Source organism: Pseudomonas sp. KU43P (assembly GCF_033095865.1).
Lineage (GTDB): Bacteria > Pseudomonadota > Gammaproteobacteria > Pseudomonadales > Pseudomonadaceae > Aquipseudomonas.
In genome coordinates this window covers 2127297-2147401 of the sequence record NZ_AP019365.1, presented here as the reverse complement: position 1 = coordinate 2147401, position 20105 = coordinate 2127297, and the positions used below count along the sequence as shown (strand labels likewise).

Sequence of the window (20105 nt, the reverse complement as noted above, 5' to 3'; positions counted from 1 at the left end):
TCGCTTAGAAAACCGGCAGGGGCAGTTGGCGGATGGCTTCGAGGCCGCCGCAACGTTCCAGGTACTGGGCGTGGGAACAGCCCACGTAGTGGTCGACGTACCCCTGCCAGTCGGCCTCGCTTTGCGCCGAGGCGGCGTAGGCCTTGAAGTGCGGCACATCGAAGCCATACAGCGGCGCGCAGGACGAGGGGTGTGCGCCCCCCGGCACATGGGCGACTGCGGTGGTCAGGTTGCGCTCCCAGAACACCTGGTGCGCACGCGACGGCTCGGCATGGAACCAGTCGCTGGGCACAAGTTCGTCGCAGGTGACGAAGGTGCGCGCCGCAGCCCGCACGAACAGGTCGTCCATGTAGTGGTCGGGGCCAGCGATCTGGCAGACGCCGCGGGCGTCGGCGCGGTCGACGTGGACCAGCGCCGCGTCGAGCTTGAGCGCCGGCATGGCGACCCAGTCACGGCCGTCGGCATACGGCGAGGCCACCAGCTTGATGTCCGGGTTGCAGCGCAGCACGTCGGTGCCCAGGCCGACGGCCGTGGGGATGAAGGGCACGTTCATCGCTGCCGCCCGCAGGCCCAGCAGCAGCATGCCTTCATCGATTTCCATCACCTCGATGGCCCCTTCCTGGCGCGCCTTGCGAAAGTGCGGCTCCAGGGGAATGAAATCGAGGGACACGAAGGCGAACACCAGCTTCTTCACCTTGCCAGCAGCGCACAGCATGCCGACATCGGCCCCGCCGTAGGCGACGATGGTCAGGTCCTTGAGGTTCGAGCGCAGGATCTCGCGGATCAGCGCCATCGGTTTGCGCCGCGGGCCCCAGCCGCCGATGCCCAGGGTCATGCCGTCCTGCAGCTGGGCGACCATTTCGGCGGTGGTCATCTGTTTGTCCATGGGTACTGTCCTCATTGGCGGCCAACGCTGAAGTCATGGCCCCACTGGCTGACCACGGTGCTCTCGAACGGCGTGTGGCGGCTCCAGTCGACCACCAGCCCGTCGCAGCCGTACTCCAGGTCGAAACCCGAGGGCGTGCGCATGTAGAAGGAGATCATCTGGTCGTTGGTGTGCTGGCCGAGGGTGGCGGTCAGTTTCACGCCGTGGGCGTGCAGGCGGTCCAGGCCGCGGCCGACTTCGTCGAGGCCGTCGACCTCGACCATCATGTGCACGCAGCCGCTGGCAACCGGGCACTCGAAGATCGCCAGGGAGTGGTGACGGCCGTTGTTGCAGTGCATGAAGTGAATGCGTTTTTCCGGCTCGGCCGGATCGGGGGTGAAGCGGACTTTCATCAGGTCCGAGAGGCCGAAGCCCATCAGCTGCTCGTAAAAATCACGGCAGCGTTCGAAGGTGGGCGCCGGCAGCACCACGTGGCCCATGCCCAAGTCGTCGCTGACGAAGCCGCGCACACCGACCGGCGAGACGAAGCGGGCAAAGTCCTGCCGCGGGCCCCAGTACAGCTCGTGACGGTTGCCGTCGGGGTCGGCGAACAGCGCCAGCGCCTGCACCCGGCGCTGGGCGCACTGGCCGGCATCGCCCTGCTCCACGGTCACGCCGCCGACACGCAGCTCGGCCACGGCCTGGTCGAAGGCGGCCTGGCTGGCCACCTCCCAGCCGCAGGCGCCGAAGCCGTCCTGGGCGCTGTGCTGCACCAGGATGCGATAAGGGCGCTCGTCCATCTTCAGCAACAGGCGCTCGCCGGACTCGTCCTCGCTCACCATCATGCCCAGCACCTGGCTGGCATAGTGGCGCCACTGCTGCAGGTCGCGCGATTGCACGGTGACATACCCCAGGCCACGGATATCCATGTGCCGTCTCCTTGTCTGGTTACTGCTGTTTGCGGAAGTGCGGGATGACTTTCTCGCCGATGTTGCGCAGGGTCTCCAGCTGCGCCCACTGCGGCACGGTGCCCATCTGGCAGATGAACAGGATCTCGTCGGCCCCGGCGTCGATCAGCCGCTGCACATAGCCGATGCAGTCTTCGACGGTGCCGTAGGCGTGGTTGGGGTTCATCATCGCCATGGTCGGGTCGGAGAAGTCGACGCGCACTTCCTCGGAGGCAAAGCGCGACTTGATCACTGCCTGGCCGTTGCCGTCGACATAGGTGTCGTCCTTCCACTTTTCCGGGTCCGGGCGCTCGCCACCGCCGTACCAGTAGCCCAGCGATTCCATGAAGTAACGCTGGCCACGGATACCGATGTGGCGCGCCTGCTCGTTGTCCTCCAGCACGATTGCCGGACACAGCGCGGCGATGTGGCGGTTGGGGCGGAAACCGACCTGCTTGCGTTCGTCACGGTTGTCGAAGGCCTCGTGGTACACCGCGACCTTCTTGGCGATTTCATCCGGCCCGCCGAAGCCCAGCACCAGCGCGCCCATGCCACGCCCACCGGCGTTCTTCAGCGAGTCGGTGTTGGTGCAGGCCAGGTACATCGGCGGGTGCGGGTCCTGGTACGGCTTGGGGTGGATCGGCCGTTTCGGGATCTTGACGAAGTCACCGTGGTGTTCGATCTCGTCCTGCACGAACATTTTCGGGATCAGGTACATGGCCTCGTCGATCTGCGGCTGCAGGGTCGCCAGGTCGTAGCCGAAGGTGCCGGCCTCCTGCTGGGTACCGCCCTTGCCCACGCCGAAATGCACGCGCCCCTTGGACAGCAGGTCGAGGGTGGCGATGCGCTCGGCGACCTTCACCGGGTGGTTCATCGCCGGCGGCAGGCAGACCACGCCATGGCCGATGCCGATGCGCTCGGTCTTGCCGGCGACGAAGGCCAGCATGGTTTCGGGTGCGGACATGTGCGAGTAGTTGGTCAGCGCGGTGTGCTCCACGCACCAGAAGGTGTCGAAGCCCAGCTGGTCGGCCAGCACCGCCTGCTCGACGGTGTCATCGAAGATCTTGCGGTCACCCTCGCGGCTGGCATCGATGGTCTGGGCTTCGTATATCAGCGAGAATTTCATGTGCCTTTCCTTATTGTTCTGCAGACGTGGCCGGGAGCCCGGCCTTGATCACATCCTCACGCATTGCCCGGGCGCTCGAATCCCACAAATGGACTAGCCGAAAGCGGTGAGCGCCCGGTGCGTTCAGAGGAAGAAGTCGGTGCTGTCCTGGCCCATGCTCACCGCCCCCAGGTTCCAGGCGTACTTGGCCGGGCTGTTGGCCACATGGGCGCGGCCGGTGTGGATGTCACGGAAGGCGCGATTGATCGGGTGGTCGCGGAAGATGGTCGATGCGCCGCTGTTGAACATCAGCTCGGCGACCGCCTTGGCGCAGCGGTCGACCACCCGCGCCGAGTCGTAGCGCATCTTGACCCGCAGCTGCATGTACAGCGGGGTGCCGTCGCGGGCGCTGCCCAGCATCAGCTCGAAGTTGCGCAGCAGCACGGTGCGGCACTCGTCGACACAGACCATGGCGTTGGCCAACGCGCTCTGCGCGGCCGGGTCCTGGAGCACCTTGCGGCCATCGTTGACGGCGACTCGCGCTCGGTTATGGGCGATGAAGTGGTCCACCGCCCCCTGCAAGGCGCCGATGGCCGAGGTCGACACCGCGCGCACGAAGATCTGCCCGAACGGCAGGCGATACAGCGCCGAGGTGTTCACCTGGTTGCCGGGGCTCTGCTGCATGAAGCCGTCGGCTGCCCGATGGGTGCGGTATTCGGGCACGAAGGCGTTGTCGACCCGCACGTCGTGGGAGCCGGTGGCTTCCAGCCCCATGACGTTCCAGTTGTCGAGTATCTGGTAGTCGCTGCACGGCACCAGGAAGGTTCGATAGTCCGGCGCGCCACCCGGTGTTTCCGGCGGCACCAGCGCCCCGAGGAAGGCCCACTGGCAGTGCTGGCTGCCGGAAGAAAAGCCCCAGCGACCGCTCAGGCGAAAACCGCCCTCGACCCGCTCCACCTTGCCCACCGGCATATAGGAAGACGAGATCAGCACGCTGCTGCTCTGCCCCCACACATCCTGCGCGGCGCGGTCGTCGAACAGCGCCAGCTGCCAGTTGTGGATGGCCACCACACCCAGCACCCAGGCCGACGACATGCAGCCCTCGGCCAGGATCATCTGCACTTCGAAGAAGTCTTTGGGCTCCAGTTCCAGGCCTTGCCACCGGGCCGGCTGGAGGATGCGAAAGAAGCCTGCCTCGTGGAAGTCGGCGATGGTTTCTTCCGGCAGGCGGCCTGCCTGGGCGGCCTGGGCGGCACGCTCGCGCAGCACCGGCACCAGTTCGCGCGCTCGTTGGCGCAGGGTTTGACGGGTGAGGTCGTTGTTCATCTTGTTGTTCTCCTCTGGTCGCCCCGTTCGCCGGAGCGCATGCGAGAGAGGCGCTAAAGCCTCCACCGCCGGCATTGCAACAAGGCGTATAGGGTTCGGCATCCCTCAAACGGACCATGCGCAGTGCGCACCGACTAGTCCCCTCGGACGATGTTGGCCATTGCCAGCGTTGCAAGAATTCATCGCACTGAAACCGCCAACACCGAGGCCGTGCGATGAACGACAACTCACTCAAAGCCGACATGCTCCAGGCCATGCGCCGCCTGGCCAAGTCCGTCACCATCATCAGCACCAGCGACGGCAGCCAGCGCTTTGCCATGGCCGCCACTGCGGTCGACTCGCTGAGCACCGAACCGCCATCGCTGCTGATCTGCGTCAACCAGAGCGCTTCCCCCCACGCGGCGCTGGCCGCCGGTGCCGGCTTCTGCGTGAACATCCTGGGCCTTGAACAACAGCACCTGGCCCACCTGTGCAGCGGCAGCATCAAGGGCGAGGCGCGCTTCGGCCAAGGCCAGTGGCTGACCAGCGACGAAGGCATCCCCTACCTGGCCGACGCCCAGTCGTCGATCCTCTGCCGCCAGGACGGCCAGTTCGCCTACGGCACCCACACCATTTTCATCGGCCGCATCCTGCGCATTCACACCACCCCGACCATCACGCCGCTGGTGTACCTGGACGGCCACTACACCACCACCGCCAAACCTGTGCCCCTCGCGGCCAGTGCCGGCTGAGGCGCCCATGACAGCGCGGGCGGTGATGGCACCGCTGCGGGTGAACCAGGCGCAGCAGCTGCAATGGCAGCAGCAGGCCGACCTGGTGGTGGTCGGCTTCGGCGGCGCGGGCGCCAGCGCCGCCATCGAGGCGGCCAGCCGTGGCCTCTCGGTGCTGGCTCTGGAACGGTTTGCCGGCGGCGGCGCCACTGCACTCAGCGGCGGCGTGGTCTATGCCGGAGGCGGCACGCCGCAACAGCAGCAGGCCGGTTACCCGGACAGCCGTGCGGCCATGTTCGCCTACCTGCGCCAGGAGGTCGGCGATGCTGTCAGTGAACCCACGCTGCGTAGCTTCTGCGACGCCAGCGCTGACCAGCTGAGCTGGCTGGAACGCCAGGGCGTGGTGTTCGAAGGCAGCATGGCGCCGCACAAGACCTCCTACCCCAGCGACCGCTACTACCTCTATTACTCCGGCAACGAAGCCGTGCCGGCCTATGCCGCCACGGCCGAACCTGCGCCACGCGGGCACCGTGCCAAGGGCCATGGCCTGTCTGGCGCCAGCCTGTTCGCGGCCCTTGCCGACAGCGCCCGGCGCCAGGGCGTCACGGTGCGCACTCAATGCCAGGTACGTCGCCTGGTGATCGACCGGGATGACCAGGTGGTGGGGGTCGAGGCCTGGCAGTTGCCGCAGGGCAGCCGCGCAGCCCGCCAGCATGCCCGGCTTTCGCGGTGGGCGGCGGCGGTGCACATGTACGCCCCGGCATTGTCCGCCCGCCTGCGGGCACGCCTGCAACGCATCGAACAGGCATCCGCCCGACCGATACTGATACGTGCGCTCCATGGCGTGCTGCTGAGCAGCGGCGGCTTCGTGTTCAACCGCACACTCTTGCAGCAATTCGCCCCTCGCTACCTGGCCGGCCTGCCGCTGGGCAGCAGCGGGTGCGACGGCAGCGGCATCGAACTGGGCCGCAGTGCCGGGGGCAGCCTTGGGCAGATGCACAAGGTCAGCGCCTGGCGCTTCATCAACCCGCCGCTGGCCTGGGCCCGGGGGCTGATCGTCAATGCCCGCGGCGAGCGCTACTGCAACGAGGAAGTGTATGGCGCCACCCTTGGCCATGACATGGTCGAAATGCACGATGGCCGTGCCCTGCTGATCCTTGACCGCCACCTGCGCAACCAGGCGCTGCGGCAGGTGGGGCCGGGCAAGGTGTGGTCGTTCCAGCGCCTGCCGGTGCTGCTCAACCTGCTGTTCAACTGCCGGCGCGGCAACAGCCTCGAACAACTCGCCCAGCGCTGCAAGCTGCCGGCACCGGCCCTGCGCAACAGCGTCGACACCTATGGCCGCGCCGCCCGCGGCGAAATCGACGACCCGCTGGGCAAGTCACCTGCCATGCGCCACGACCTGAGCCAAGGCCCCTGGTACTGCCTGGACCTGTCCTACGACAGCCGTCTCTACCCCTGCCCGACCCTGACCTTGGGCGGCCTGCGGGTGTGCGAGCAGAGCGGCCAGGTGCTCGACGAACGGGGCAGGCCGATCACCGGGCTGTACGCCGCCGGCCGTTGTGCGGTGGGCGTGGCCTCCAACCTGTATGTCTCCGGCCTGTCCCTGGCCGACTGTGTCTTTTCTGGCAGACGCGCTGCGGCCCATGTTGCCGAGCGCCATGCCAGCCACCCTAGCCCCCAAGGAGAACACCCATGCAACGTGTAGAAGGAAAGGTCTGCCTGGTCACTGGCGCCGCCAGCGGCATCGGCCGTGAAGATGCCCTGCTGCTGGCCAGCCAGGGTGCCCGCGTGGTACTCACCGACCTCAACGACCAGGCCGGCCGCGAAGTGGCCGCGCAGATCGGCGAGAATGCCCTGTTCATCAAGCACGACATCGCCAGCGAAAGCGATTGGCAGCAGGTGATCGCCACCACCCTGGAACACTTCGGCCGCCTCGACGTGCTGGTGAACAATGCCGCGATCCTGGCCATGGGCACCATCGAGGACACCAGCCTTGAGCTGTGGCAGAAGGTGCAGAAGATCAACGGCGAGGGTTACTTCCTCGGCTGCAAGTACGCCATCGAGGCGATGAAGAAAACCGGCGGCGGCTCGATCATCAACATGTCGTCGGTGGCGGCGCTGGGCGCCATGCCGCTGTTCTGCGCCTACTCGGCCTCCAAGGGCGCGGTGGCGGCCATGACCCGCTCCATCGCCCTGCACTGCAAGCAGCAGGGCTATCGCATCCGCTGCAACAGCGTGCACCCGGACGGCGTCAACACGCCCATGACCCAGGCCCTGGCCGGCGGCCAGGCGATCCCCCAGGAGGTACTCGACCAGGACCCGATGAACCGCATGTGCGCGCCGCGTGATATCGCCAATGTGGTGCTGTTCCTGGCCAGCGACGAGTCGCGCTTCGTCAATGGCGCCGAGCTGCGGGTGGATAACGCTCAGTTGATCAGTGGCATCTGACATGAACGTCCTGGCTGCTGCAGAACCGACCCTGACCGCCAGCGCCACAGCAGGCGAGCTGCGCCTGCAGGTGTGCGCGATCATCGATGAAACTGCCGACGCCCGCTCGCTGGTGTTCGAGGTGCCCGAAGCGCTGCGTGCACGCTTTGCCTACAAGCCTGGGCAATTTCTCGGTTTTCGCGTGAACGTCGGGGGCCAGCGGCTTACCCGCTGCTACTCGATGTCCAGCTCGCCGTGGACCGATGCCAGGCCCAAGGTGACCGTCAAGCGCGTCGAGGGCGGGCGCGTGTCGAACTGGATGAACCAGAGCGTGCAGGTGGGCGACTGGCTCGAGGTGCTGCCACCGGCCGGGCATTTCTGCATCGACGCGCACCAGGCCGCCGACGACAGCCGGCCACTGGTGCTGTTCGGCGGCGGCTCGGGGATCACCCCGGTGTTCTCCCTGCTCAAGGCCGTGCTGCACAGCGGCCAGCGCCCGGTGCTGCTGGTGTACGCCAACCGCGACGAAGCGTCGGTGATCTTCCGCGACGCACTGCGCCAGCTCGCCCGGGCACACTCGGAGCAATTGCAGATCGTGCACCTGCTGGACTCGGTGCAGGGCTACCTGGAGGCTGCGCAGGTGCGCCAACTGGTGCGCCAGTGGCGCGGCGCGGATTACTTCATCTGCGGGCCGGGGCCGTTCATGGATACCGTGGAGGGCACCCTGCTGGCCCTGGGCGAGCCGCGAGAGTGCATCCACGTGGAGCGCTTCGTTTCACCACCGGACCCGGACAGCGTGGGGGTTACCCAGGCGGCCATCGAGGTGGAAGGCGCGGTGTGCGAGCTGCTGGTGGTGGAGCTCGATGGCGCGACCCACCAGATCGTGCCGCGCCCTGGCGACACCTTGCTGCAAAGTTGCCGTGCGGCGGGGCTGGATGTGCCGTTCTCGTGCGAGGAAGGGTTCTGCGGGGCCTGCATGTGTACCGTGCAGGAGGGCCAGGCGCAGCTGACCCGCAATGATGTGCTCAGCAGCGCCGAGCTGGAAGCGGGCTGGACCCTGGCCTGCCAGGGGCACCCCCAGGGGGCTCGGGTGCATCTGAAGTTCCCCACCTGATGCCACTAGTCCTTGCGGACGATCCCGACAGGCTCGGCAACAGGTAGACTCGCCAGCGGAAACGCTCCACAACAATAAGACAGAGGGTTTGAATATGGCTCGTTTGCAAAGCAAGGTCGCCGTGGTAACAGGCGCTGCGTCGGGTATCGGCCTGGCCTGTGTTCGCCGTTTCAGCGCCGAGGGCGCCCAGGTGGTCGGGCTGGACGTTGGCCAGCCGCCTGAAGATTTCCCTGGCCTGTTCATGACCTTGGACGTGCGCAATGAAGAGCAGGTGCAACAGGTGATGACCGAGGTCATCCAGCGCTTCGGCCGTATCGACGTACTGGTCAACGCCGCCGGCGTGGCCAGCCAGGGCAGCGTGACCACGGCCAACACCGCCGACTGGCAGCGCGTGCTGGACATCAACCTGACCGGCAGCATGCTCACCAGCAAGCATGTGCTGGGGCAGATGCAGGCTCAGCGCAACGGCTCGATCATCAACATCGGTTCGATCTTCGGCCTGCAGGGCTGCGACGGCAACGTGGCCTACAACGTGTCCAAGGGCGGTATCAACCAGCTCACCCGCAGCATGGCCATCGACTACGGCCACGCCAACATCCGCGTCAACGGTCTGTGCCCGGGCCTGATCGAAACGCCGATGACCAGCATGGTCCGCGAGCAGCAGGCGTTCCATGACTTCTTCGCCTCGCAGCACATGCTCAGCCGCTCGGGGCAACCGGAAGAAGTGGCCAGCGTCGCCCTGTTCCTGGCCTCGGACGATGCGTCCTTCGTCAGCGGGCAGATGATCGCCGTGGACGGTGGCTTCTCCGCCGGCCGCCGCTTCGCCCCGCCCAGCGCCTGACCCATCCGGCCGGGCCCACGGGCCCGGCCATCCCCTTGGCTTATCGATCCTCTGCCTGAGGAGGCCCCATGCCGCCCGTGGAAAACGCTCAGACCCTCCCGCAACTCTTCGCCCTGGCCGCCGCGGCCTACGGCGAGCGCCCGGCCATCGAAGAGGCCGGGCAACCCATCAGCTACCAGCGCCTGGACCAACTACGCCGGCTGGCGGCACGCGCCCTGCTGGCACTGGACGTGCCGGTCGCGGCGCGGGTGGCGGTGTGGGCGCCCAACCTGTGGGAGTGGATCGTCGCCGCCGGTGCCCTGCACAGCGTCGGCGCCACCCTGGTGCCGCTCAACACCCGCATGAAAGGCGCCGAAGCGGCGCAGGTCCTGCGTGACAGCGACACCTGCGTGCTGTTCTGCATCAGCCAGTTCCTCGACACCGACTACCCTGCCCAGCTGGCCGGGCAAGCATTGCCTGCACTGCGCCAGGTGATCCACCTGCGCCCTCAGGGCGAGGTTGCCGGCGGCCTGGCCTGGGGCGATTTCCTCGCTTTGGCCGACCAGGTCGATGAGGCGCGGCTGACCGAACGCGAGCAGCAGGTGAACGGCGAGACCTTGTCGGACCTGCTGTTCACCTCCGGCACCTCGGGCAAGCCCAAGGGTGTGATGACTGGCCATGGCCAGAACCTGCGGGTGGTGCGTGACTGGAGCGAGATCGTCGGCCTGCAGGTGGGTGACCGTTACCTGATCGTCAACCCGTTCTTCCACTCGTTCGGCTACAAGGCGGGTTGGCTGGCGGCCTTGATGCGTGGCTGCACGCTGCTGCCACAGCAGGTGTTCGACACCCGGGCGCTGCTCGAATGCATCGAGCAGGAACGCATCAACGTGCTGCCTGGGCCACCGACCCTGTACCAGTCGCTGCTGGCCCATCCGCAGCGTGGTGAGTACGACTTGGGCAGCTTGCGCGTGGCCGTGACCGGGGCAGCGTCGATCCCGGTGGAGATGATCCGGCGCATGGGCAGCGAGTTGGGTTTTGCCACCATCGTCACGGCTTACGGCCTGACCGAGGCCTGCGGTTTCGTCACGATCTGCCGCACCGGCGACAGCGCCGAACGGGTTGCCACCACTTGCGGGCGCGCGATGCCTGATGTGGAAGTGCGCTGCGTCGACCCGCAGGGGCGGCCGGTAGCGGCCAACACGCCGGGCGAGGTTCTGGTGCGGGGCTATAACCTGATGCGAGGTTACCTGGACGACCCCCATGCCACGGCCGAAGCGATCGATGAGCAAGGCTGGCTGCATACCGGGGATGTGGGCGTGCTCGATGAAGAGGGCTACTTGCGCATCACCGATCGACTGAAGGATATGTTCATCACCGGCGGGTTCAATGTGTACCCGGCGGAGATCGAGCAGGCCCTGGTGCGCTACCCGGGCGTGGCCCAGGCGGCGGTGATCGGGATTGCCGATGAACGCCTTGGTGAGGTAGCCATGGCGTTTCTGCTGCCGGTGGCGGGGCAGCGGCTCGATGAGGCTGCGGTGCTGGCCTGGTGCCGGGAGCAGATGGCCAACTACAAGGTGCCGCGGCGGGTCCAGGTGCTGGACAACATGCCGCTCAATGCCACGGGGAAAGTGGCCAAGCAGGTGTTGCGCAGTTGGGTGGCGGTGCCTGCTTGAGGGGGCCGCTACGCGACCCATCGCCGGCAAGCCGGCTCCCACAAGTACAGCGCCGCTTTCAGGAACTGCGCGATACCTGTAGGAGCCGGCTTGCCGGCGATGGGCTGCACAGCAGCCCTAGATCACCCGAGCCGGATGCTGCCGGCGCGGCTCACCCAGCATCGCCCGGTGCGAAGGCGGCTGGCGCCCGTCAGCCTCGGCAATGCCATAGCGCGGTGCAACCTCGGCACTGATCAGCGTCTGCCCGCTGTAATCCGCCAACTGCGGATCATTGAGCAAGGCATGGATCAACCGGCCATTGAACCCGGGCGTCTCGGCATTTTCCAGGAACGCCCGATACTGCTCGCCATGCTCCTCCCCGGCTATGCGCGTACGCTCGGTCAACTGCGGCCCCAGCCACAGTGACACGGCGGCCACCCCGCGCCCTTCGAAATCCACGGCCATGTCCGCCGCCAGCTTGTCGCACCCGGCCTTCTGCGCGCCATAGGCCGGCCCGTGCATGTAGCATCCCGCGCCAAACGACGAAATGAAGCACACCAGCGCCTGGCCGCTGCGCAGCAGCAGAGGGGCCGCGTGGTAACTGGCGACATAGGCCGAGCGCAGGCCGACATCGAGGATGCGCACCAGCGACAGCGGTTTCTCCCAGAAGGGCTCCGGCTCGATCAACTGGTCATGAACATGGGCAACGTTGTTGACCAGCAGATCCAGCCGCCCGCAGTCCCGGTCGATGCGTTCGAACAGCGCTCGCACCTGCTCATCGTCACCATGGTCGCACGCCACCGCGATGCCGCGCCCACCAGCGGCGTCGATGGCCGCGGCCACGCCCTGCAGGTCGCCCTCCAGCGCATGGCCGTAAAGGGTCGCACCGCCCTGCCCCGGCACCCGGCCGGTGACGTACACGGTCATGCCCTTCTCCCCCAGGGCCAGGGCAATCCCCCGCCCCACGCCTCGGCTGGCGCCGGTCACCAACGCCACCTGTCGCCTGTCTGTGTGCATGCTTCTATCTCCCGGTCAGGGCCAGGGTGAACTCACCCTGGCGTTGCTGGCTTTTGCCGCGAATCTGGTTGGCGGCCAGGAAGCCGAAGGCCATGGCGGGCCCGAGACCGGTACCCGGGCCGATGGCGTACAGGCCCTGGGTGCCGGGGCGCATCGCCAGGCTACGCTCGCCACTTCCCGAGGCGATGATCACCCCATGGCGGGCCTTGATGTTCAGCCATTGCCCGTCGCGCCGCACGCGGGCACCGCCGAGGCGATGGCCGACCATCAGCAGTTGGTCGAGCGGGCAGTTCAGCCACAGCGGCAGGCCGCGGTCGAGCAGCGAGCAACGCAAGGCGCCGACCAGGGCGCTGCCCTGGGTGAGATAACGGTCGCGCCGCGACAACCTGCGGCCCTCACGGTCACGCCAGTAGCGCCACAGCACGGTTGCCGCCAGGCCCAGCCAGCCCTTGCTGCGGTGAACAAGCACCTGCGTTTCGGTCAGGGTCATGGCCACGCGCCCCATCAGCAGCGTGCCGGGCGATGGCTCGCGCATGCGCAGCAATTCCTCGCCCAGGGCTGCGCCTTCGAAGGGTTTGGGCTCCATGGCGACGAAGCGTACGCGCGTGTCGCGCTCAAGGTACTCGAGCATGGCGCGGCCCAGGTCGGGGATCCGCACACTACCGCCAGAAGCCACCGAGGTACCGCCGTACTGATCGCGCTTCTCGATCAGCAGGGTATCGAGGCCCAGGTCATGGGCACGCAGCGCGGCGGTCATGCCGCCAGCGCCCGCCCCGACCACCAGCACGTCGCAGCATTCATCCCACCTGATCATCCGCGTACCTCCGTCGGGCAGACCGCAGCACGGCCCGCGCGGGGCCATCGGCCAGGGATTGTCCAACGCACGAAGCGCCCCGGCATCGTCCGATGGGACTACCGCGTCGATGCACCGCGCGCGTAGTCCACTTGGACGATGTTGCTGCCAAGGCCCCATCCCATAGTCGTGCCTGCACCACCTACCCAAAACGTCGGACGGGCAGGCATGCCCGCGCACGAGGACGACAATGATAAGAACAACAATCGCCCAGCCACCGCTCAACACGTACGTAAGCCTGCCCCTGCTGCTGCTGGCCGGGAGCCTCAGCCAGCCGGCCAGCGCCCTGACCTTCCAGCCCAACGATGACCTCAGCATCGACTGGGACACCACGTTGAGCTACAGCCTTGCCTGGCGTACCGAGAAACGCGACCACAAGCTGGTGGCCAATGCCGATGGCAACGACGGCGACAATGCATTCGACCGGGGCAGCCTGATCACCGACCGCGTGGGCTTCCTCACCGAGGCCAACCTGCGCTGGCAGGACAACTACGGCGTGTTCATGCGGGCCTCGGGCTTCTACGACCGGGCCTACGATCAGAGCAACGACAACGACACCGGCACCTCCAACTGCTTTGCCAGTGGCGTGTGCAGCAAACCGAACCGTTTCCCCAAGGACACCGTCGACCAGCACCGCGATGACCTGCGCATGCTCGATGCCTATGCCTACGGCACCTGGGACATGGCCGGGCACAACCTCAACCTGCGCGTGGGCGACCAGGTGGTGAGCTGGGGTGAAAGCCTGTTCTATCCGGGTGTCTCGGGCGCACAAAGCCCGGTGGACGCGACCAAGGCGACCACCCCGGGCGTCGAAGTGAAGGAAGTGCTGCTGCCGGTCGGCCAGGTGTTCGGCCAGTTCAGCCTGACCGACGACCTGGATGTGGAAGCCTACTACCAGTACAAGTGGGAGAAGACTCAGATGTTCGGGGTCGGCAGCTACTTCTCCACCACCGACTACATCGACCGGGGCGGCTACAGCGACGCCACCGGCTTCGTCAGGCGCCTGAAGGACGACGAGCCCAGCGACAGCGGCCAGTACGGCGTGGCCTTGCGCTACAGCGCCGCCTCGCTGAACAACACCGAATTCGGCCTGTACTACGTGCGCTACCACGACAAGACCCCGACCCTGGACTTCCAGAGCGACCTGGGCTTCTACCGTGCCCGCTACTTCGACAACATCGACCTGTATGGCGCCAGCTTCGCCACCGTGCTCGGCGATACCAGCCTGGCCGGCGAAGTCAGCTACCGGGACGGCCAGCCGGTGATGGTCGACAACGGCTTCTCCAGCGCGGTGCGCGCCGAGACCTTGCAGGCACAGCTCTCGGCCATCCACGTGTTCGGGCCGAATGCCTTCTCCGACAACACCACCCTGACCGGGGAGCTGGTCTACAACACCGTGCTGCACAACGACAAATCCGACCCGCTGACCCTGGCCCCGGGCCTGACCCTGGGCGGCACCGACAGCCTGGTGGGCGACCGCGATGCCTGGGGTTACACGGTGCAGGTCAACTTCGACTACAACGACGTCTTCAGCGGCTGGGACATGTCGGTGCCGATCAACTTCAGCACCGCCGCCCAGCACGACAGCGCCCTCACCGGCTCGATCAACTATGGCCAGGGCGACGATCGCGCCAGCATCGGCACGACCTGGCGCTACCTCGGCAACTTCACCGTCGAAGCGCTCTACAGCGCCTTCCTGGGCAACGCCAACAACTCGCCCTGGGCCGACCGCGACAACGTCGCACTCAACTTCAAATACCGGTTCTGAAGCCCTGAATGAGGATCAACGACATGCATGACTTCAAGCACACCTGGCTGCGCGCCACGCTTACCGCCACCCTGCTGAGCAGCAGCGTGGCCCTGCAGGCCAGCGCCAATGGCAGCGATGCCGCGCAATTGGGCAAGGCCCTGACCCCGATCGGCGCCGAGCGCGCCGGCAACGCCGATGGCAGCATCCCGGAGTGGACCGGCAAGTGGCGCGGCGCCCCGCCACAGGTGAAATTCGACGGCCCCGGCAGCCCCTACCCGGACCCCTACGCCAACGAAAAGCCGTTGTTCGTCATCACCGCGCAGAACATGGACCAGTACGCCGAAAACCTTTCCGAGGGCCAGAAGGCGCTGTTCAAGCGCTACCCCGCCACCTTCAAGATGCCGGTCTACCCCAGCCACCGGGATTTCCGTGCCGACAAGGACACCGAAGCGGCAATCTTGCGCAACGCCCAGAGCGCCAAGCTCAGCGCCGACGGCAATGATGCACTGGAAGCCTTCGGCGCCTCGCCGTTCCCGATCCCGAAGAACGGCAACGAGCTGATCCTCAACCACAACATGCAAGCACGGGCAGTCACCGAGGAAGCCAACTACAACCAGGTGGTCGTCTATGCCGACAACAACCGGGTGCTGGAAAAGGTCAACTACAAGATCTACTCACTGTGGTCCGACCCCAAGCAGAACGCCCAGACCACCAACGGCATCTTCACCAACTTCCTGCTCACCACGCTGGAGCCGGTGCGCAAGAAAGGCGAGATCATTGTCGGCCACGAATTCACCGACTCAGCCGCGCAACCCCGCCAGGCCTGGCAGTACACCCCCGGCCAGCGTCGCGTGCGCCGGGCGCCGACCGTGGGCTACGACTCGCCAACCGGCGCCGGTGGCTTCCGTGTGTATGACGAAGACCGCTTGTTCAACGGTGCGACCGACCGCTATGACTGGACCATCGTCGGCAAGAAAGAAATCTACATCCCCTACAACAACTACAAAATCGATGAACCGGACGTCAAACAGTCGGACATCATCAACGCCGCCGGCCACATCAACCCGGACCTGATGCGTTACGAGAAGCACCGCACCTGGATTCTGCAGGCCACGCTCAAGCCCAGCGCACGCCACATCTATGCCAAGCGCACCTTCTACATCGACGAAGACAGCTGGGCCGCCACCCTGGCCGACAACTACGATGGCCGCGGCCAACTGTGGCGCACCAACATGCAGACCTCGATCTATGCCTACGACATCCAGCGCTTCCACGCGCGCCTGGCCATCTACCATGACCTGATTGCCGGCGCCTACATGGTCGACCGGCTGCTCGATCATCAGAAACCGGCACTGCTCAATGCCAGCAACTTCGGGCCTGAAGAGTTCACGCCCGGGAACTTGCGCAAATTGGGTACTCGTTGAGTGCGAAGCCCCGCCCCCCCCGTGTGAACACAAAGCCCCGTGAACCGGGGCTTTGTGTTCACACGCGAACGGTACAGCTTCTTTTACTACGTCTGTGCAATGATCATTCGCGACCCGACGGCTTGCCCTTAGCTCCACTCCAGCAGATGTGCAGTCTGTTCCAACCTAGATGAGACGGCGCAGGCGCAACTGGTGAATACACTGCTGAAATAGTTTGGCATCACTGGGATGGTCCAGATTCGAGTTTTGCACCTAACGCCTGGGTTCTGAGGAGCCCCTATGAACTGGTCAACTAATTTTGGACACCGGTTTAGGTTTTATGCCGCTGCCTTCAGCTTTTTCTCCATGGCTACCGGGGTTTCGTAACCGTTGTAGCTGTGGAGGCGCTTCAGGTTGTAGCGCACCAAGTAAGCCTGGATGTCCGCCCGAGCTTGCTCTTCGGTTTCATAGCCCTTAGCAGGGATCCACTCTGATTTCAGGGCCCCGAAGAAACGCTCCATGGCGGCGTTGTCCCAGCACTGTCCGCGATGACTCATGCTCTGGTTCAGGCTGTACTCTTCAAGTGCAGCCCTGAATTTGTGGCTGGTGTACTGACATCCCTGGTCGGAATGAAACATCACGCCTGTCGGTTTGCCACGGGACTCGGCCGCCATGTGCAGTGCGTTACAGGCCAGCCTGGCGTCCGCAATCATCGAAAATGCCCAGCCGACTACACGGCGCGCATAAAGGTCGATCACAGCGGCCAAGTACAGCCAGCGCTTGCCAACCTGGATGTACGTCACGTCTCCACACCAAACCTCGTTGATCGTCGAAACTTTGAAATTTCGCTTCAGCTGATTCTCAGCAATCAATGCTTCCACGCCTGATGAGCGGTACCGGTGCGGCCTACGCTGCCTGCACTTAAGGTTAGCTTCACGCATCAGCGCACGTACTTTGTAACGCCCAATCTTATGGCCGTCGCGTCGTAACTCCTGGGTTAGCGTCCGCGACCCGGCCGAATCGCGAGAGGCTTTGAAGTGGCCTTCCACAGCCGAGCGTAACTGATCCCGTTCAGGATTTTTTCGGGCTTGGCGCTGGCGCCACGCATAGAAACTGCTGCGCTTGACCCCAAGCACGCGACAGCATTCGACAACACCATATTGCTCACTCAGTTCGTTGATCAGCGAGAACGATCTTTGGAGTCCCGAAGCAGGAGAGCACTGGCCTTTTTTAGGATTTCGATATCTCGATCTTTCTGCCGAACCAGTGCCTCAAGCTCTTGGATTCGATGTTGATCCGGGGTAATGGCCTTGGCTCCAGCTGGCACCTGGCCCTCCCGCTCCTTGCGCACCTGTTCGACCCAACGCCGCAGGGCTGTAGGCCCAATCTCAAGCATTTCGCAGACTTCGGGGACTGACTGGCCACCGTCCAGCACCATCTCGGCAGCCCGGACTTTCTGTTCTTTCGAGTATGACTTTCGCACTGATTTTGCCTCCAATTGGGCGCCATCATAGCGCCCTAAGAAGGTGTCCAAAATCATTAGGCCAGTTCACTATCGGCAGTCTTTGAGCGCCTAGATTCTGTAGAGCCCCCGCTGTCGACGGAGAAGTATTCTATGATGACAAAGCGTTATGAAGACTCGGGCGAGGCTTGGGGAGTGGCCTCCTATTCCCCTCATCGAACTCATGATCAAGGACGGCTGCGCCTGTGCGCCCCCTAATCCTCGATGGCATGTTCTGTGTACTCTGCTCACGCGCTGCTTGGCCATATATGCCGGAGCGCTTCGGCCCATGGTCAGCGATTTAGCAACGGTTCCGGGACTGGAGGAATCAGGGACTTTCGATCAGATGGTCGAGCACATTTAAGTCAGATTGGATGATCGACGAAAGCGCAGTACGCGCAACCCGAGTCTCGTCCGGCACTTGGGATAAAGAGGGCTGTCAAGCCTGCCGATAACGCTCTGCTCCACAGCCGCGTTAGTCTGACAACCAGAACCCGCACACTCTCACAACGTTGCGCGCCCTCTCATCTGGCGGCCGAACCAGTGACCTCAGCTATGCCCTACCTCATGTATAAACGATCCGATGAGTTGGAGCTTATCAAGCTTAAGCTCAATCTGACTCCATTTTGATTATCCCTCCAATTGCTAGTGCCTAAAAATACAACCCAAGCACCTCCTCTCATTATTTTCGGTACACGTCACATCGCTTACAAATTGGCCGCCACTACCCCCAAGCGCACTTCCATATGTGAGACCTGATAACCCTACGACGTACAAGGGAAACATGATTTTACATATCGCCTTAGCTAAGCACGTTCGGCAATTTCATTCGGCCGCTTTAGGAATTTATAAACTGCCAGCCGGATACTTTATTTGGTGATAACTCACTTGTAGGATCAGTTTCATGGTATCCGCCATTCAAATGAGGTAAGCCAACATGCCTGAGAATACCCTGGAACATATATCCTCACAGCTTTCTGAATTACTGAACTCTGATCCGTTTTCAGAAAGAGATTTCTTTTGGGAGCAACACCGCTTTGAAAGAAATGGCTACCTGAAGATCAATGATCTTGTTGATCCGGCAGTAAATGCTTTAATTGCCGAGGATGTAAGGTTTCTCCTAGCGAACCACTCGAAACGTCGAGATTTTGTCATTGAGTCAACCGGCAATACTCCTAGGCGTTTAAGTAATGTGCCTCAGGAATCCATTGAGCAAAATGGAAAATTTATTTCCTTGGCTTATGAGTCAAAGTACCTGTCCAGCCTGATAGCAAACATTGTTAAAGAGGACGTAATCCCCACACCATGGAAATGGGACAACTACATTATTAACTGTCAGCATAAGTCAGGGGATACACATGGATGGCACTGGGGGGACTACCCTTACACAATTATCTGGGTAGTAGAAGCCCCCGCTATTGACTGCGGGGGGCTATTGGAGTGTGTCCCACACACCAGGTGGAATAAGAAAAACCCGCGAGTGGAAGAACTTTTGGTGGAAAACAAAATTGACTCATACTTCCATTCTTCTGGAGATATATATTTACTGAAAGCCGATACGACATTACATCGTGTCAAGCCACTAACCCATGACGTTAATCGAATTATTCTAAACACCACATGGGAGCGAGCTAGAGACAAGGATCGCTTCGTAGAACACGAGACCTTTGTTTTTCGGGACTAAGTATCAGGGCTACCCTATGAACAATATTAAATACGCGCACGCAAACTTAATATCGTGCGACTGGCGCAATTTATCAAATTTCTATATTTGTGTCTTTGGGTGTGTCCCAGTCGGTTCGCCGAGAAAACTCTCTGGAGATTCAATTGCAGCGGGGACCGGAGTGTGCTCACCAGAGATCGAGGGCATTCATTTACGGCTACCGGGTTATGGGAGTTGTGGCCCAACGCTGGAAATCTTTCAATATAAAAAGAGCATTCAAGCGGCAGAAAAACAGGCCAACACACAAGGTCTAACCCATTTGGCTTTTGAAGTAAAAAATCTAGAAAGCGTATGTGTGGATGTAATCCGCTGGGGCGGTGCGCTGCTAGGTAGGCTCTCTGAAGTTTTCGTGGAAGAAGTGGGCACCTGCAATTTTTTATATGTTCGGGACCCAGAGAGAAACATTATCGAAATTCAAAGCTGGGAGTACCTATGACTAAAATATTGGCGCAGTTTGACCTGGTAAAGCCTAAATTCCCACGCGATGATCGTAAAATGGATGAATTTTACAACAACGTTGATTACATAAACAAGTTAGCGGAAAGCTCACGCGGATTCATATGGCGCGAAGTAAATGAAGATCAAGACAAGTTAGATACGTTATGGGGCGAAGGCTATCTCTATACGCTCTCGCTGTGGAAAGATGTGTGGTCGCTGAAAAACTTTCTTTATAAAACCCCACATGCCGAAATGATCCTCAGTAGACACAACTGGTTTCAGCCAATTGAGCATCCACGGATTGTTTTATGGTGGGTCGATTCGGGGCATATCCCAACTCTCGAAGAGGCACATAGGCGCTTGATATGGCTGTATGAAAATGGCCCTTCATACCAGGCATTTAATCTCAAATCTTGCGATTTCCCAACAGCGTTGTATTGAGAGGCGTCGA

General features: G+C 63.1%; 19 protein-coding genes. 11 read left to right on the top strand and 8 right to left on the bottom strand.

Features of this window, described 5'->3' with window-relative positions; genetic code table 11:
• Positions 1-4: 4 nt before the first annotated feature.
• The 4 genes from KU43P_RS09715 to KU43P_RS09700 all read right to left on the bottom strand — a co-directional run bounded on the left by KU43P_RS09715 (position 5) and on the right by KU43P_RS09700 (position 4243).
• Complete coding sequence (locus tag KU43P_RS09715; RefSeq protein ID WP_317662617.1) at positions 5-886, bottom strand: CoA transferase subunit A; 882 nt, start codon at positions 884-886, stop codon at positions 5-7.
• An 11-nt stretch (positions 887-897) separates the two neighbouring features.
• The gene (locus KU43P_RS09710; protein WP_317662615.1) at positions 898-1794 is read right to left on the bottom strand and encodes a VOC family protein; all 897 of its coding nucleotides are present in this window, start codon (positions 1792-1794) and stop codon (positions 898-900) included.
• A 19-nt stretch (positions 1795-1813) separates the two neighbouring features.
• A complete protein-coding gene (locus KU43P_RS09705) occupies positions 1814-2938 on the bottom strand; it encodes an LLM class flavin-dependent oxidoreductase (RefSeq protein WP_317662613.1) in 1125 nt (374 codons plus the stop codon).
• A gap of 123 nt (positions 2939-3061) precedes the next feature.
• Positions 3062-4243, bottom strand: a complete 1182-nt coding sequence (locus tag KU43P_RS09700) for an acyl-CoA dehydrogenase family protein (protein ID WP_317662611.1) — start codon at positions 4241-4243, stop codon at positions 3062-3064.
• Between the two features lie 215 nt (positions 4244-4458).
• Between KU43P_RS09700 and KU43P_RS09695 the strand changes: the two genes are divergently transcribed.
• From KU43P_RS09695 to KU43P_RS09670, 6 genes are all read left to right on the top strand, one after another.
• Positions 4459-4974, top strand: coding sequence for a flavin reductase family protein (locus KU43P_RS09695; protein ID WP_317662610.1), 516 nt, complete (start codon positions 4459-4461; stop codon positions 4972-4974).
• Between the two features lie 7 nt (positions 4975-4981).
• Positions 4982-6661, top strand: coding sequence for an FAD-binding protein (locus KU43P_RS09690; protein WP_317662609.1), 1680 nt, complete (start codon positions 4982-4984; stop codon positions 6659-6661).
• Positions 6649-7404, top strand: coding sequence for a glucose 1-dehydrogenase (locus KU43P_RS09685; protein ID WP_317662607.1), 756 nt, complete (start codon positions 6649-6651; stop codon positions 7402-7404). Before KU43P_RS09690 ends, KU43P_RS09685 begins: the two co-directional genes overlap by 13 nt.
• Before the next feature lie 10 nt (positions 7405-7414).
• Positions 7415-8497, top strand: a complete 1083-nt coding sequence (locus KU43P_RS09680) for a 2Fe-2S iron-sulfur cluster-binding protein (protein WP_411567251.1) — start codon at positions 7415-7417, stop codon at positions 8495-8497.
• Positions 8498-8591: 94 nt separating this feature from the next.
• On the top strand, positions 8592-9338 hold the full coding sequence (locus KU43P_RS09675; protein WP_317662605.1) for an SDR family NAD(P)-dependent oxidoreductase: 747 nt from the start codon (positions 8592-8594) through the stop codon (positions 9336-9338).
• Between the two features lie 68 nt (positions 9339-9406).
• Positions 9407-10990: a FadD3 family acyl-CoA ligase gene (locus tag KU43P_RS09670; RefSeq protein ID WP_317662603.1), complete on the top strand. Its 1584-nt coding sequence runs from the start codon at positions 9407-9409 to the stop codon at positions 10988-10990.
• Between the two features lie 117 nt (positions 10991-11107).
• Here KU43P_RS09670 and KU43P_RS09665 read toward each other — a convergent pair whose 3' ends face one another.
• Both KU43P_RS09665 and KU43P_RS09660 read right to left on the bottom strand, forming a co-directional pair.
• The gene (locus KU43P_RS09665; RefSeq protein WP_317662601.1) at positions 11108-11986 is read right to left on the bottom strand and encodes an SDR family NAD(P)-dependent oxidoreductase; all 879 of its coding nucleotides are present in this window, start codon (positions 11984-11986) and stop codon (positions 11108-11110) included.
• A gap of 4 nt (positions 11987-11990) precedes the next feature.
• Complete coding sequence (locus KU43P_RS09660) at positions 11991-12800, bottom strand: FAD-dependent oxidoreductase (protein WP_317662599.1); 810 nt, start codon at positions 12798-12800, stop codon at positions 11991-11993.
• A gap of 229 nt (positions 12801-13029) precedes the next feature.
• On the opposite strand from KU43P_RS09660, the gene KU43P_RS09655 reads away from it, so the two are divergent.
• The gene (locus KU43P_RS09655) at positions 13030-14607 is read left to right on the top strand and encodes a DUF1302 domain-containing protein (protein ID WP_317662597.1); all 1578 of its coding nucleotides are present in this window, start codon (positions 13030-13032) and stop codon (positions 14605-14607) included.
• 23 nt (positions 14608-14630) lie between these two features.
• Positions 14631-16013 (top strand): DUF1329 domain-containing protein, encoded by a 1383-nt coding sequence (locus KU43P_RS09650; protein ID WP_317662596.1) that lies wholly within the window; start codon positions 14631-14633, stop codon positions 16011-16013.
• 317 nt (positions 16014-16330) lie between these two features.
• Here the strand turns inward: KU43P_RS09650 and KU43P_RS09645 are convergent, their stop codons facing one another.
• Together KU43P_RS09645 and KU43P_RS09640 are read right to left on the bottom strand one after the other, a co-directional pair.
• Positions 16331-17164 carry an IS3 family transposase gene (locus tag KU43P_RS09645; protein ID WP_317663719.1) on the bottom strand — a complete coding sequence of 278 codons (834 nt, stop codon included), beginning with the start codon at positions 17162-17164 and terminating at the stop codon, positions 16331-16333.
• An 8-nt stretch (positions 17165-17172) separates the two neighbouring features.
• Positions 17173-17532, bottom strand: a complete 360-nt coding sequence (locus tag KU43P_RS09640) for a transposase (RefSeq protein WP_317658071.1) — start codon at positions 17530-17532, stop codon at positions 17173-17175.
• Positions 17533-18430: 898 nt separating this feature from the next.
• On the opposite strand from KU43P_RS09640, the gene KU43P_RS09635 reads away from it, so the two are divergent.
• Genes KU43P_RS09635 through KU43P_RS09625 form a run of 3 tightly spaced genes read left to right on the top strand, consistent with a single transcriptional unit; the run spans position 18431 to position 20095 of the window.
• Positions 18431-19177, top strand: coding sequence for an ArpA protein (locus KU43P_RS09635; RefSeq protein WP_317662594.1), 747 nt, complete (start codon positions 18431-18433; stop codon positions 19175-19177).
• Between the two features lie 16 nt (positions 19178-19193).
• Positions 19194-19652, top strand: a complete 459-nt coding sequence (locus KU43P_RS09630; RefSeq protein ID WP_317662592.1) for a VOC family protein — start codon at positions 19194-19196, stop codon at positions 19650-19652.
• Entirely contained in the window at positions 19649-20095 is a 447-nt protein-coding gene (locus KU43P_RS09625) for a DUF3291 domain-containing protein (protein ID WP_317662590.1), read from the top strand. Before KU43P_RS09630 ends, KU43P_RS09625 begins: the two co-directional genes overlap by 4 nt.
• The last annotated feature ends 10 nt before the right edge of the window (positions 20096-20105 follow it).